At 30.5% G+C, this 14360-nt stretch carries 9 protein-coding genes and 1 pseudogene; 6 read left to right on the top strand and 4 right to left on the bottom strand.

Translation table 11 applies throughout. The annotated features are described in order from the left end of the window. Positions 1-4 precede the first annotated feature (4 nt). A complete protein-coding gene (locus QMG30_RS20785) occupies positions 5-1858 on the top strand; it encodes an ABC transporter ATP-binding protein (RefSeq protein WP_281818870.1) in 1854 nt (617 codons plus the stop codon). Beyond that, on the top strand, positions 1833-3170 hold the full coding sequence (locus QMG30_RS20780; RefSeq protein WP_281818812.1) for a lanthionine synthetase C family protein: 1338 nt from the start codon (positions 1833-1835) through the stop codon (positions 3168-3170). Before QMG30_RS20785 ends, QMG30_RS20780 begins: the two co-directional genes overlap by 26 nt. A gap of 788 nt (positions 3171-3958) precedes the next feature. Here QMG30_RS20780 and QMG30_RS20775 read toward each other — a convergent pair. Beyond that, positions 3959-4930: an alpha/beta hydrolase gene (locus QMG30_RS20775; protein WP_281818810.1), complete on the bottom strand. Its 972-nt coding sequence runs from the start codon at positions 4928-4930 to the stop codon at positions 3959-3961. Positions 4931-5747: 817 nt separating this feature from the next. Between QMG30_RS20775 and QMG30_RS20770 the strand changes: the two genes are divergently transcribed. Then, entirely contained in the window at positions 5748-6848 is a 1101-nt protein-coding gene (locus QMG30_RS20770; RefSeq protein ID WP_281818809.1) for a DUF3810 domain-containing protein, read from the top strand. Between the two features lie 109 nt (positions 6849-6957). Here QMG30_RS20770 and QMG30_RS20765 read toward each other — a convergent pair whose 3' ends face one another. Next, complete coding sequence (locus QMG30_RS20765) at positions 6958-8931, bottom strand: elongation factor G (RefSeq protein WP_281818807.1); 1974 nt, start codon at positions 8929-8931, stop codon at positions 6958-6960. Between the two features lie 142 nt (positions 8932-9073). Here QMG30_RS20765 and QMG30_RS20760 point away from each other — a divergent pair, with 142 nt between their 5' ends. Further along, positions 9074-11260: an alpha-galactosidase gene (locus tag QMG30_RS20760; RefSeq protein ID WP_281818805.1), complete on the top strand. Its 2187-nt coding sequence runs from the start codon at positions 9074-9076 to the stop codon at positions 11258-11260. An 84-nt stretch (positions 11261-11344) separates the two neighbouring features. Here the strand turns inward: QMG30_RS20760 and QMG30_RS20755 are convergent, their stop codons facing one another. Next, on the bottom strand, positions 11345-11872 hold the full coding sequence (locus QMG30_RS20755; RefSeq protein WP_281818804.1) for a hypothetical protein: 528 nt from the start codon (positions 11870-11872) through the stop codon (positions 11345-11347). Between the two features lie 115 nt (positions 11873-11987). On the opposite strand from QMG30_RS20755, the pseudogene QMG30_RS20750 reads away from it, so the two are divergent. Then, positions 11988-12229: pseudogene (locus QMG30_RS20750) on the top strand (L-serine ammonia-lyase, iron-sulfur-dependent, subunit alpha); the annotation flags it as partial. A gap of 28 nt (positions 12230-12257) precedes the next feature. On the opposite strand, the gene QMG30_RS20745 reads toward QMG30_RS20750, so the two are convergent. Further along, on the bottom strand, positions 12258-13436 hold the full coding sequence (locus QMG30_RS20745; RefSeq protein ID WP_281818802.1) for an MFS transporter: 1179 nt from the start codon (positions 13434-13436) through the stop codon (positions 12258-12260). Between the two features lie 196 nt (positions 13437-13632). Between QMG30_RS20745 and QMG30_RS20740 the strand changes: the two genes are divergently transcribed. Continuing rightward, the gene (locus QMG30_RS20740) at positions 13633-14295 is read left to right on the top strand and encodes a class I SAM-dependent methyltransferase (protein ID WP_281818801.1); all 663 of its coding nucleotides are present in this window, start codon (positions 13633-13635) and stop codon (positions 14293-14295) included. Positions 14296-14360 lie beyond the last annotated feature (65 nt).

Genomic DNA, 14360 nt, shown 5'->3' with positions numbered 1-14360 from the left:
GGCTATGAATGAAGAGGATCTAAGAATAATATCAATGGATAATATTATAAAGTCATTTCGCTATTGGCCTCGTATAATACGTTTATTATGGAATACTGATTGGAAGAAATTGATTGCTATCATGAGTTTGAATTTGCTTCAAGGTATTTCCCCAGTTATAATTTTAATCCTGACCAAGGATTTAATAAATTCAATTACTTATTCTTGGACAAAGGGTTTCAATGTAATTCTAAGAGCATTTATATTATTAGCTGTATTTACAATCATCAGTCAGCTTATTGGTTTGGCTCTAAGTTATATAGAAAGCTTATTCAAAGTGCTATTGACTAATAGAATAAATAGACTTATTATGGAAAAATCAGTTTCCTTGTCACTTAAGGATTTTGAGAATTCTGATGTACAAGATGCATTGAAACTCGCACAAAATGAAGCAGGACATCGTCCATATCAGATTATGCAACAGATGATGTCTTTGATAAGTGGTATTGTTACGCTTATTTCCGCGGCATCCATGTTAATTATATTCCGATGGTGGATGGCGTTCATATTACTTATCATACCATTTACATCTTTTTACTCATTTCTTAGAATAGGGCAGCTAGATTTTTTGATTCAATATAATAGAATACCTAAGATGAGAAAAGCATGGTATTATTCATTCTTGATGACCAATGATAAGAATTTCAAAGAAGTCAAGCTCTACCAATTGGGTAAATACTTAGTTAAATGCTATAACAATCTGTTTAGAGGATTTTATAAAGAAGATCGTAGTATTGCTAAGAAAAGATTAAAAGCAGGTATCGTATTTCAACTTATTAACATGGTAGTCAATGTTACCATGATGTTGGTTGTTATTAGAGCAGCGTTTGTTCGTGAAATTGAAATAGGTACTGTAGTCGCATTTACTCAAGCTATAACAATGACACAAAGTAATTCTCAGTCTCTTATATCAGGTATTCTTTCATTATGTCAGCATAACCTTTTTTTAAAGCAATTATTTATTTTCCTAGACTTGAAGGTTAATAAGTGTCATAAGGTCAATCGTGATATTACTAGAATTGAGACTATAGAGTTTAAAAATGTATCTTTCAAGTATCCTGATAATTCTAAATATGCTCTTCATAATGTAAGTTTTAAAATAAAAAGTGGAGAAACTATGGCTATAGTTGGACGAAATGGGTCTGGAAAGACTACTCTAATGAAATTATTGACTCAATTATATGATGATTTTGAAGGAGATATATTTATAAATGGTGTTTCCATTCGCTCATTTGATCAAGAGGATTTACGTAATCATATGGCAGTAGTATTTCAGGATTTTGTCCAGTATGAATTAAGTATGAGACTTAATATTGGGTTCGGAAATGTAAACAGAATCTATCATAGTGACGAATTGCTTGATGCAGTACGAAGTGCGGGAATAGATTCTCTTGTTGAAGAGTTACCCAAAGGATTAGATACCCAGATTGGAAGATTATTTGAACATGGTTGTCAGCTGTCAGGGGGGCAGTGGCAACGTGTTGCAATAGCTCGAGCTTTCATGAGAAAAGCAGATGTATATATACTTGATGAACCTAGTTCTATGTTAGACCCAGAGTCGGAATTACAGGTATTTGAGAAATTCAGAGAATTAATTAACAAGAACATAGGAATATTTATTTCACATAGATACACATCAATAAAATATGCAGATCATATTTTGTTATTGGATGAAGGAAAAGTTATTGAGCATGGTAAACATAATGAGTTAATGAAGAATAATGGGATGTACTCTTATCTATATAATATGCAGTTGGCTGCATACAGCAGTAATGATAAGGAGGATGAAGTGTATGGAATGGTCTCAGGTAATAGATGAAAGAATAAGAAGTGAAGTATTGAAAGTCGTGAATGATGGAGTGCAGAGATTAGTTAACGCTGAACAGATTAAAAAAAAGATGCTTGAATCAATAGAGACTCGCAAAAAAAAGGGACTGGATTATATGCCATGGTCTGCTACTGATTTAGCTAGAGGATACAGTGGCTTGTGTGTCATGTTTGGTGCTTTAGATAGGATTGAACCAGAAAAAGGTTGGGATAAGATAGGTTATTCCTATTTACAAGAAATACAGAAAGAAATAATGAAAGAAGGAATAAAAGGATTCGGTTTATGGACAGGATTAGCTGGTGTAATAATAGCAGCTAGAGCTCTATCACGAGGTGGAGAGAGATATGAGAACTTCATTGGAGAACTTAATTCAGTTTTCCTTAGATCATTTCCTAGTATGATGGAATTTATCCAGTCAAAGTCAGATGAAGGTGTTTCTCTAGATGATTTTGATGTAATTCAAGGGATGAGTGGTATAGGACGTTATACTTTATGTTTTAGAAAAGAACTTGAGATGAGAAATGCCTTAGAGCAGATTCTTTTATACTTAGTTAAGCTATGTGAATATAAAAAAATCAATGGGATAATGGTGCCAGGCTGGTTCGTTTCATATGACAAGTATAGGGGATATGGAAGAAAAGAATATCCCAATGGTCATTTTAACTGTGGAATGTCTCATGGTATTGTAGGGGTTCTTGCTTTGATGTCTATTGCTATGATTAACAAAGTAGAAGTGACTGGGCAACGTGAAGCTATACATAAGATTGTTGATTGGATGATGAGGTGGAAAACATCAGATAAGTTCGGACCAATATGGCCTGCTAGGGTTTCATGGGAAGAAAATATAGAAGGAAGATCAAAAAATACTGCAGTACGTGAAGCATGGTGTTATGGAAGCCCTGGTGTTGCAAGGGCTCTATGGTTAAGTGGAATGGCAGTTAATAATGAAGAATGGAAAGAGGTAGCACTAGATACTTTTAGAGGAACAGCTCTTCGACCAATGGATAAATGGAATATAGAATCGGATACTTTCTGTCATGGGTATGCAGGATTACTTCAGATGGTACAGAGAATGTATTCAGAAAGTGGAGATGAACTTCTTGGAGATCTACGTAATAATCTGGCTGAACGAGTAATAGAGCTATGGAAGCCAAATGAACTCTATGGTTATCAAGAAGGGGAAAAATCGGATAAGCAAGATATTGCAGGATTACTTGATGGTGTGGCAGGAGTTTTTACAGTGTTGATTGGATTAATAGAGGAGCAGGAGTCTGACTGGGATTTAGTATTTTTGATAAGATAATAGCTAATTTCAATTTGAAATTAGTAGTAATTTTTTTAAACCAAATAATAAAATTTTAATTTTGCGCATAAAAAGTAACTGTATGTACGTTAAGAGGGGGAGATTAGTCGCAATTAACCCCCTCTACTAAAATGTTTATTATATAGTTTGTTGACTCTAGGTTAAAAAAATTAATAATATTTATCTTGATATTTCCATCAAAGCCTTTAAAGAAAATAGAATTAGTAGAATAATAATAAATAATTTGTTTTTTATATTTGAGTCTTTGAAATCGTGTATTAAAAAACGAATACAACAAATAATAAATGTAACAACTAAAATACCAAATATCAAACAAAAAAACATATATAATGTTTGCAAAATAAGTATGTCATTACCCAGTATCATGTTCATTACTATAAAAATTAGTTGTATGAAAAACGATATTGAGGTAATAATAATCCAAAAGTTCTTATTATAAAATATCCTATAATCATCATTAGTAGTTTTCATATTCTCACCCTTTAACTTTTTTTAATTCACAGGAATTTCCATAGTGTTATCGTTAAACATATCAAAAATAGAATCCTTTAATGATGTAATGTCATAATATATTCCAGAAGAATTAAGTATTGTTGACCCAACTTCATATATTTTTAATCAAGGTTCATTGAGTATTTCTTCAATATTTAGTTGCCTAAAAATCTAGTTGTCTAAAATCATTGTCAAAATAATAATATATCTTTATACATACATTAAAATGATAAATATTAAATTAAGTATAATAGAAAATTAATAGAGGATAGCAATTAATATTCAATGAATTTTCTTAAAAACTCTCTAACCTTATTCTCATATCCTTCCTTATCTGTAGAATAACAAGCCCCATGTCCTGCACCTTCCACTATAAATAAATCCTTTTCACTATTACAACTTTCATATAATTCATTAACCATTTCATAAGGAACAAATGTATCTTCTGTACCATGAATAAATAAAATCGGTGTTTTGGATTTCTCAACTTGTTTAATGGACGAAGCTTCCCAGAAGTTATATCCTGCCTTAACTTTAGTCAATAGGCTTGTAGTATGTAATAAAGGAAATTCAGGTAAATGATACATACGGCTGAACTGATAAGATAATTGGTCAAAAACCGAAGTATAACCACAATCTTCTACAATGGCTTTAACCTGTTCCGGTAGTTTTTCGCCGCTCACCATCATAACAGTTGCACCACCCATGGAAATACCATGGAGAACGATTTCGCAATTTTCACCAAGTTTTTCTATCATCAATTCTATCCATTTAACATAATCTTTTCTATCAGGCCATCCAAAGCCAATATAATCTCCTTCACTATCACCGTGGCCTCTATCATCAGGCATAAGAATATTGTATCCTAAATCTTCATTATAGAATTTTCCTAGAAAGCCCATATCTTTTCCTTTTGATGTATAACCATGTGCTAAAATTACTAATTTGTTACTTGGTTCAGTTGCTTTAAGATAATAAGCTTTTAATTTTAGATTATCATCAGATGTTATTTCTATTGTTTGGTAATTTTGCTCTTCTACCCAAGGAACTGATTTTTTAGGTATAGGGGTAGGTTGGGTGTCTTTCTTGTCTGATTCTTTTTTCTTAAGGTCAGGATTACTAGCTAAAAAAGTTTTTTTGTTTCTAGCGATGGCAATATTATAAAAATAGTTACTACCGTATATGATTATACCAACAAATATAATTAAAATTATTAAGATAACGATAAGAATACGTTTTTTCTTCATTTCCATCCCCCTAATATTATATTAATATTAATTTGCTTCATATTCATATCTTAACAAATAGGTAATTTAGTGTCAAATAATGTGATACTAGGTAAACAGAGATGAAATTTTTATGAAAAGTTCTAATATTTTATGTGTCTTGGGGACGTTTCGATTGCCATGTAAATTATATTTTGAAATAATTAGTATAAAAAATATAATAATCAACATAACATATTAAAATAGAACATATAATATATTAATTAGGAGGATAACTAAAGTGTCATAAAATATATGAATATATGGCGCATAAGAACTGTCCCTGTGTCATATTACGATACACTGACATTAGAAACGTCCCCGTGACATTTATATATTTAATAGATTTTAATTAATCCATAGGTAGAGGGCCATAGGTATTAAAATTGATATCTAGTGTCCTTATTATTTTATAATTAATAAAGATAACTAAGGTTTTGATATGATTTAGGTTAAATGAGTTTGTTATTAGGAAGATTGAAAAAGTGTTTCACAATGAAATATTTAACAATTATTATTGTAATAATTAGTATGTTTTTGTAGAAAATTATGATATAATATATTTACTTTATAAATATACTTATTTTGATATGTTGATATAATTAAAAATACACATATATAGGGGGTATGATTTGTTATATTCCATAAAACCAGTAATTTGACAATTGATAGGCTATAATTTAACAGTAAGTAAATATTATTGCTGACACTAGGGACGTTTCCGTTGGCATATAAAGAGATAATATTGAAAGGTTGACATTTTAAGTACTTAATATTAATTAGAAAGTTGGTATTAGCTATGAAAAAATCAAATCATGTTTATAAATGGAGCCTTATACTATTATTGCCTATTGGTATATTATTGACTAATGTTGTTGAATCGTTTCCTGATTTTATAGAAAAATATTATTCAAATGGTATTTATTCATATATTGGTAGATTCCTAAGTAGAATTACTGGAGTTATTCCAATTTCAGTGGCAGAGATTATTATAATATTTCTTATTGTTTTTTTCTTATATAAATTTGTAAAAGTTATTAGATCACTTATAAAATCAAATAATAGAAAAAGATATGTTTTGATTGATTCCATCAGAAAATTATTAATATTTATTAGTGTGGGTTACTTTGTATTTGTTATAGTATGGGGACTTAACTATTATCGCTTACCTTTCGCGGATATAGCTGAAATCAATGTAAAAGAAACAACAGTTGAGGAATTAAGTGGTCTTTGTGAAAATTTGATTTTAAAGGCTAATGAGCTAAGGAAAAATGTAATTGAAAATAAAGAGGGTATTATGTATATACCTGATGGGTACAATGATGTATTTAGTCGTGCACATGAAGGATTTATAATTATAGCTGATACCTATGAAGAATTAGGTGGTGAATACGGGACACCTAAAGGAGTCTTTTTTTCAAATTTCATGTCTTATACAGGTATAACTGGCATGTATTTCCCTTATACAGGTGAAGCTAATGTCAATAAGGATAGGACAGATATCTTGCTTCCAGCAACAGTTTGTCATGAAATGGCACATCAAAGAGGATTTGCTAGAGAAGATGAAGCTAATTATATTGCATATCTGACTTGTACTTCTCACCCAGATGCTGATTTCAAGTATTCAGGGACTATGCTTGCGCTTATACATTCAATGAACGAATTATATGAATATGATAAACTAGAATACTATAAGTTGAAAAGTATGTATAGTGATGGTATCTTGAGGGATCTACTTGATAATAATAATTACTGGGCTAAGTATTCAGGTCCTATTGATAAAGCTTCGACTAAAATAAATAATACTTTTCTAAAATTAAATAAACAGCGTGATGGTGTTCATAGTTATGGAAGAATGGTAGATCTGTTAATAGCAGAATATAGACAAAATAATAATTGAAAAATATAATGGCTGTAGAATGATACAATTATTCTACAGCCTATTTGATACATAACCTCTATTACTTTAATGACAAGATATAATACTGAGATTAATAGAAAACGATATGCTAGTTATTATTTTCTATATCACACCCTTTAACGGTATAAGCTTTCCCGTGAGAACAAAATATTGATGAAGAAGTATAATCTTTATCAGCACTTTTGTTATACCCGATTCTTTTTATTACTTCATCCGTATTATGACAAGTATTATAGCCATCAAAAACAAAGGAAATACTACCTTTTCCAGATGAGAAAGAAGCAAGTTGTGAAGGATAATCCATTGCTGTTGATACTGGTACTTTTCCTATAAGAATTATGTGTTCACCTTTATTAATTGGGTTCTCTACTGTACCATGCATTTTGTTGATATCTGTTATTACTCTACCGGATAAATGTTTTTCAACCTTAATTTTAAAATGGTAATAGGGTTCTAATAATATGTTATCAGTTTTTTCTATCCCCTGTCTTACAGCACGAAAAGTCGCTTGACGGAAATCCCCTCCACTAGTATGTTTGACATGTGATTTTCCTGTAGTAAGAGTAAGATGTATATCTGTTAAAGGAGAACCAGTAAGAATTCCTTTTTTACAGGCATCAGGTATATTTTTTTCACTTAGTCTCTGCCATCTTTTATGTAATATATCTACACTGCATATTGAATCGTAAGATATTCCAGAACCTCTATTAACGGGTTTGATATCATATTCTACTTCTGCATAATGTTTAAGTGGCTCGAAATGTCCGAAACCATGAGTTTTACTAGATATAGTTTCTTTGTATAATATTTCAGGAGTACCGAATTCAATTGTTTTACCGAATCGTTCCATTACTACATGAATTAGAACTTCAAGCTGGATAGTTCCCATAACTTTTATGTGGATTTCTTTTAATTCTTCTATCCATACAACATCTAGCGACGGATTTTCTTCTGTTAATATCTCAAATATTTTAAGGATATCTTTTGGATTCTCTTCAATAGAATATATGACTTTTGATTTTAAAGTTGGTATTAACATATAACTATTAAAATCGTTCATATCACCTATTCCTTCACCTACATAAGATAAGTTAAGACCTGTTACAGCAATAAGCTGTCCGGGATATGCAATATCACTATTATTGTATTTGGTTCCATTGTATATTCTGATTTCATTTATCTTTTCGATTATTTCTTTGCCAGATAATTTATGGGTAATAGTGTTCTTGACTTCTAGGGTTCCAGTATATAATTTTATGAAAGTAAGTTTATTACCGTCATCATCGTATTTGATTTTATAAACTGTTCCAGCTAAAGGAAGTTCATTGTTACTTTCATATTTCGGTTCTACCAATAGATCTATAGTTCTTAAAAGCTCATCAATTCCAATACCTTTTAAAGCAATTCCTGATAAACATGGATATATGGTGTTATTGTTAAACAAATCTCTAATAGTATCAATTAATTCAGGAGTTCGGATTTCTATACCATCCAAATATTTATTTAGTATTGTATCATCATAATCAGCTACGAATTCTATCGTTTCAGTTGAAATATCATCTAGAATATAAGATATATTGTTATCGTTAGTAGGCTTTGATAGAATCATTATATTCTTAGTAAAATTATTACTGATTTCTTCTATGACATTTTGAAAATTTGCACCTATTCTATCTAATTTATTGATGAAGAATATTGTAGGTATATTATATTTTCTTAAAAGCTGCCAGACAGTTTCGGTATGTCCCTCTATTCCTTCAACAGCGGATATGATTATTATTGCATAGTCCAGTATTCTAATGGCTCTTTCCATTTCAGTTGAAAAATCAACATGACCTGGTGTATCTACCAACTGATATGTACTATCCTTATATGTGGCTATAGCTTGGTCAGAAAATATTGTGATTCCTCTTTGCTTCTCTATATTATGATAATCAAGGACTGTATTTTTATTATCAACTCTACCAGCTTTTTTAATGGAATTCGTATGAAATAAGATTTGTTCAAGTATTGTTGTTTTACCTGCATCCACATGAGCTACCATTCCAATTGTTTTATACATTAATGTACGTCCTTTCTTAATTTGATTCATCAAGTTATAATTCTTAGCCAACATTATACCATATTTTCTATACAAAATACCATGTTAATATACTATCAAATAAGGTAAACTTTTAATAAATAGTAATGTAAGGAGAATGATTATGGGAATAGAATGTATAGAAAGTAAAAGACTCTTCCATATTCAAGGAAGAAATGTAAGTTATATTTTTAAAGCTGATAAACACGATAATCTGATTCAATTATATTATGGGAAGAAGATAAGAAAAATAAATGATAGTATAATTAATACAACTAAAGCTATATGTTGGGGCATTATACCTGAAAAAGATGATATTGAATATGCGCTTGATTCTGCTTTACTGGAATATCCAACATTTGGTCATGTGGATTTTAGAAGTGGAGCAATGAATGTCGAACAAGAAAATGGTTCACGAATATTAGATTTGAAATATGATTCATATAGAATTATAAAAGGTAAGAAATCATTGAAGGGACTTCCTGCAACATATGCAGATGATAAGGAAGCAGAAACTATAGAGGTGACATTGGTTGATAAATTGATTGATCTACATGTAGTTTTAAGTTATACAGTTTTTAACAATAGGAATGTAATAACTAAATCAGTTCAGATCATTAATAAAGGAAATGAAATATTGAAAGTTCTTAATGCACAAAGTTGTTGTATGGATTTTAGAGATTCTAATTATGATATGTTGCATCTGTCAGGAGCTTGGGCAAGGGAACGACATATTGTAAAAACACCTCTGGTTCAAGGAAATAGGTCCATAGGTAGTGTAAGAGGAACCAGTAGTCATGTACATAATCCCTTTCTAGCATTGATGTCAAAAGATGCAACAGAGGAAAATGGAGAGGTATTTGGATTTAATTTCGTATATAGCGGTAATTTTTTGGGAGAAGTTTCTGTTAGTGAAACAGGTAGACCTAGGGTTCTGATGGGGATTAATCCGTTGAATTTTTCTTGGCAATTAAAACCAGAAGAAATGTTTCAGACTCCTGAAGTAGTAATGGTATATTCCAGTAACGGATTAGGAGAGATGTCAAGAGAATATCATAGTCTCTATAGAGAAAATCTTATGAGAGGACAATGGAAGAATAAGCAAAGACCGATTTTAATTAATAACTGGGAAGCAACTTATTTTGATTTTACAAGAGAAAGTCTAGAAAAAATAGTTAAAAAAGCTAGTGATATTGGTCTTGAATTGTTTGTACTAGATGATGGATGGTTTGGCAAAAGAAACGATGATACTTGTTCGTTAGGGGATTGGAAAGTTAACACAGATAAAATTGAAGGTGGTCTGGAAAAGCTAGCAAATAATGTTAATGACATGAATATGTCTTTCGGATTATGGTTTGAACCTGAAATGATATCTCCTGATAGTGATTTATATAGAAATCATAGTGATTGGTGTTTACATGTGAGAAATAGAGAAAGAGTCATGACAAGATTTCAATTAGTTCTGGATTTATCGCGAAAGGAAGTATGTGATTATATAATAGGTTCTGTATCAGAAGTGCTTTCCAATGCTCCTATAAGTTATGTTAAATGGGATATGAATAGATATCTTACGGATGTAATGTCTGTGGAATTACCTAGTGATAGACAAATGGAAACTGCTCATAGATATATGTTAGGACTTTACTATGTTATGGAAGAAATTGTGACAAGACATAAAGATGTTCTATTTGAAGGTTGCTCTGGAGGTGGCGGAAGGTTTGATCCAGGAATTTTATATTATATGCCTCAGATATGGACCAGTGATGATTCAGATGCTATTGAGAGATTGAAAATTCAATATTCAACCAGCATAGTATATCCTCCTATTTCTATGGGAAGTCACGTATCTGTTACTCCTAATCATCAAGTAGGAAGAGTAACACCACTTAATACAAGAGGAAATATAGCTATGTCAGGTAATTTCGGATATGAACTTGATATTAGTCAATATAGTGAAGAGCAGATTAATATGGTTAAAGAACAAATTGATTTTTATAAAGAAAATAGGCAGATCATTCAATTTGGAGATTTCTACAGGCTAATGGATCCATATGAAAAAAATAATGGAGCATGGATGTTTGTTTCTGAGGATAAAACAGAAGCGGTATTGTTCTATACTACAATATTAGCAGTGCCAAATCCACTAGACCAACAAATAAGATGTAAAGGGCTTGATGAGGAGTATAATTATGAGATTGATGGAATAGAGGGTGTGTTTGGTGGAGATGAACTGATGAATCTAGGGTTGACTATACCTGAATTAAAGGATTTTGAGAGTGTAAGATATAAAATTAGACAAGTCAATAATTAAGAATTAATATAAATATATTAGAGGGGCTGTTTTTTGCATATTATAGGTGATATGTATTATAAACAGCCCTTTTATTAACCTTAATTAGTTAACGGTAATTCTAAAAAAAACATATTCTGTTTTGTTTTCCCATTCTATAGTAGCAAAAAAATTGTGAACACCTATTTCATTTGGTACTTTTAGCTGGTAAGAGTCATCAATGGTATATTCTTTAGTATCATTATCATCAGTAAAGTATTGCAAAGATAATTTTTTAGGGGTTTTTTCACTGAACTGGAATTCAACATATTCTGGTACAAAATCCTCTTTGAAAATGAATCCTTTCAAATCATCAAGTTTTTTAAGCACTTTTTTATTATCTGATTCTTCATAGCTACAAATTCCATATTCACAACCTATAGGTGCATCATCAACTGTCATTATATTAAAATCTATTTGATGTGAATTATTATTGGAAGATGAATTAATAGTTATATCGTTTTTTGTTTTATTTATTGAATTATTATGTATTCCGATTGAAATTATAACTATGATTACTATACCAATTGTAAATATCCAGAAAGGTGATTTCTTAACATTAAAAATATTTTTAATCATAGTACGATTTAACATTTTTTACCTCCTTGAAATTATAGTATTAATTATAATTTAAGTGTAACAGAGAAAATATTTTTTGCCAAGGTACAATTGTTAGGTGATTTAATGCTGTTTTTTGCAAGCTACTGTGGCAGGTTCAGATGCACGTATGAGTGGATGTATTTTACCTGTTATTATAAATTCAGGAAGTGGTAATCAAGGTATTACGGTGTCAATACCTGTAATTGAATATGCTAAATATTTAAAAGTGGATGAAGAGCATTTAATAAGGGGATTAATATTTAGTAACCTAATTGCGATACATCAAAAACAAAAATAGGGAGAGTGTCAGCATATTGTGGGGTTGTAAGTGCCGCTTGTGGTAGTGGAGCAACTTATTAAAATGAAATAGTAAAAATTATTAGTTTTTAGTATGTACAGTAAGTGTTTCAGAGCTAAGAAACATAATCATAATACAAAGTATTAAATAATAAGGAAATAAAGTTAAACTTATTTTTCTTGCTAATAATCCAAATAATGGAGGAATGAAAGCTCCACCTATATAAGCAAAGGCCATTTGATAACCAATAATGACTTGTGAATTATTTTTACCAAATCTAGTTGGTGTTTCATGAATCATGCAAGGAAAAATAGGAGCAAGACCTAATCCAATCAAAACTAATGATCCCATTAAAGCATAGTGTGGTAATGGGATCATTAGCAATATGGATCCACTCATAGCAATTATTTGACCTATACGAATCATTTGTCTATTACTTATTCTAAAAGTAACAAAACCTGATATGAACCTTCCAACGGTAATACCCCCATAATACATAGCTACCCAAGATGCAGCAGTTTCTACAGATATATTTTTAACATGTATAAGAAAACTACTTCCCCATAAACCTACTGAAAATTCAACAGCACAATAAAAGAAAAATGTTGATAATGCATATTTTACACCTCTTAACCTAAATACATTTTTTTTAATTGGTTCTTCTGTATTTATCTGTTTTTCTTCAACTATGTTACTGGCTGATAATTTTCTATGTTTTATCCATAAAGGTAAACTCATAAATAGTATAAGAGCTAGAACAAGTTGGATGATACCAATTGTACGATAGCCAAAACGCCAAGAATCTGTTAATAACATACACTGAGCCATGATGATTGGACCTACAGTAGCACCAACACCCCAAAAACAGTGAAGCCAACTCATATGGTGGGATTTGAAATGGAGTGCTACATAGTTATTGAGTGCTGTATCTACTGAACCAGCACCAAGTCCTAATGGAATTGCTAATACCAATAACCAAAGATAGGATGGGGAAAATGAAATTCCTAGCAGTGCAATTCCAGTTATTACGCAACTGATAAAAGTTACTTTACCAGTTCCAAATCGTTTTATTACATGACCATTTGCAAAGCTTGATAAAACGGTACTTCCAGTAGTTAAAATTGTAACAAGTCCTGCCGCATCTAGTGACATACCCCATTCGATTCGCATAGCTGGCCATGTTACTCCAAGTAAGCTATCAGGTAGACCTAAACTAATAAATGCTAAGTATATAATGATAAGTAATGTTATTGTAATCATAATTGTCTCCTTATAATGATAAGTTTATCGTTAAACATATAATGATTATTTTATATTAATTCCATTACTTAATATTGTCAAGTATCATTTCATTAAAATTAAAAAAAATCTATAAGTAAGTAGAGAATATATCATTTGTAGTATATAATAAGTAATGTTAATATAGATTTATTGTTAATTAGAAAGGGGTAGAATTATGGTAAAATCAAAAGCTTGGGATTGGAGTAAAAATGAAGATAACTCCTGGTTAATCCCATCAATTGAATCATGTTATTTGGCTAATTCGTGGGTATCTAAAGGGTTTGATAGAGTTCTTGATTTAGGTTGTGGATTGGGAAGACATTCCATATTCTTTGCAGAAAATGGTTTTAGAGTTAATTCAGTTGATTTGTCCGAATATGGAATCAATCATCTTAATAGTTGGGCTCAAAAAGAACAATTACATATTGAAACTCAAGTTTGTGATATGCTTGCTCTACCATTCGAAAAAGATACATTTGATTGTATAATTGCATATAATGTTATTTATCATACGGATACAGAAGGATTCATTAAGACGCTAGATGAAATAAAAAGAGTATTAAAAAGTAAAGGAGAATTATTTATAACACTTATTTCTAAGAATACTTGGTCATACCAACATGCAGATAGATATAAAAGGATTGATGACAATACCATCTTAAGAGATGAACATGAAACAGAGAAGGATGTACCACATTTCTATGTAGATATTGAAGATATAAAAAAATATTTTGTTGATTTCGATTTTATTGATGTTCCTATTGAACAAACAGAGTATAGCATGGAGAATTCTAAATATTATTCTAGACATTTTAATGTGATGGTAAGAAAAAAATAATATATCTCATGTTATATTGAAATGATATGATTTATAATATTATTATAGTATTATAAGACAGATAT

Source organism: Vallitalea longa (genome assembly GCF_027923465.1).
In the GTDB taxonomy this organism is placed as follows: domain Bacteria; phylum Bacillota; class Clostridia; order Lachnospirales; family Vallitaleaceae; genus Vallitalea; species Vallitalea longa.
Note: the sequence above shows the minus strand (reverse complement) of the source record. Positions and strands in the feature narration are given on the sequence as shown.

Coding starts and splice junctions, on each gene's coding strand:
- QMG30_RS20770 (WP_281818809.1), top strand. CDS start 5,748: ATGAAAAAATCAAATCATGTTTATAAATGGAGCCTTATACTATTATTG.
- QMG30_RS20740 (WP_281818801.1), top strand. CDS start 13,633: ATGGTAAAATCAAAAGCTTGGGATTGGAGTAAAAATGAAGATAACTCC.
- QMG30_RS20755 (WP_281818804.1), bottom strand. CDS start 11,872: ATGTTAAATCGTACTATGATTAAAAATATTTTTAATGTTAAGAAATCA.
- QMG30_RS20775 (WP_281818810.1), bottom strand. CDS start 4,930: ATGAAGAAAAAACGTATTCTTATCGTTATCTTAATAATTTTAATTATA.
- QMG30_RS20785 (WP_281818870.1), top strand. CDS start 5: ATGAATGAAGAGGATCTAAGAATAATATCAATGGATAATATTATAAAG.
- QMG30_RS20780 (WP_281818812.1), top strand. CDS start 1,833: ATGGAATGGTCTCAGGTAATAGATGAAAGAATAAGAAGTGAAGTATTG.
- QMG30_RS20745 (WP_281818802.1), bottom strand. CDS start 13,436: ATGATTACAATAACATTACTTATCATTATATACTTAGCATTTATTAGT.
- QMG30_RS20760 (WP_281818805.1), top strand. CDS start 9,074: ATGGGAATAGAATGTATAGAAAGTAAAAGACTCTTCCATATTCAAGGA.
- QMG30_RS20765 (WP_281818807.1), bottom strand. CDS start 8,931: ATGTATAAAACAATTGGAATGGTAGCTCATGTGGATGCAGGTAAAACA.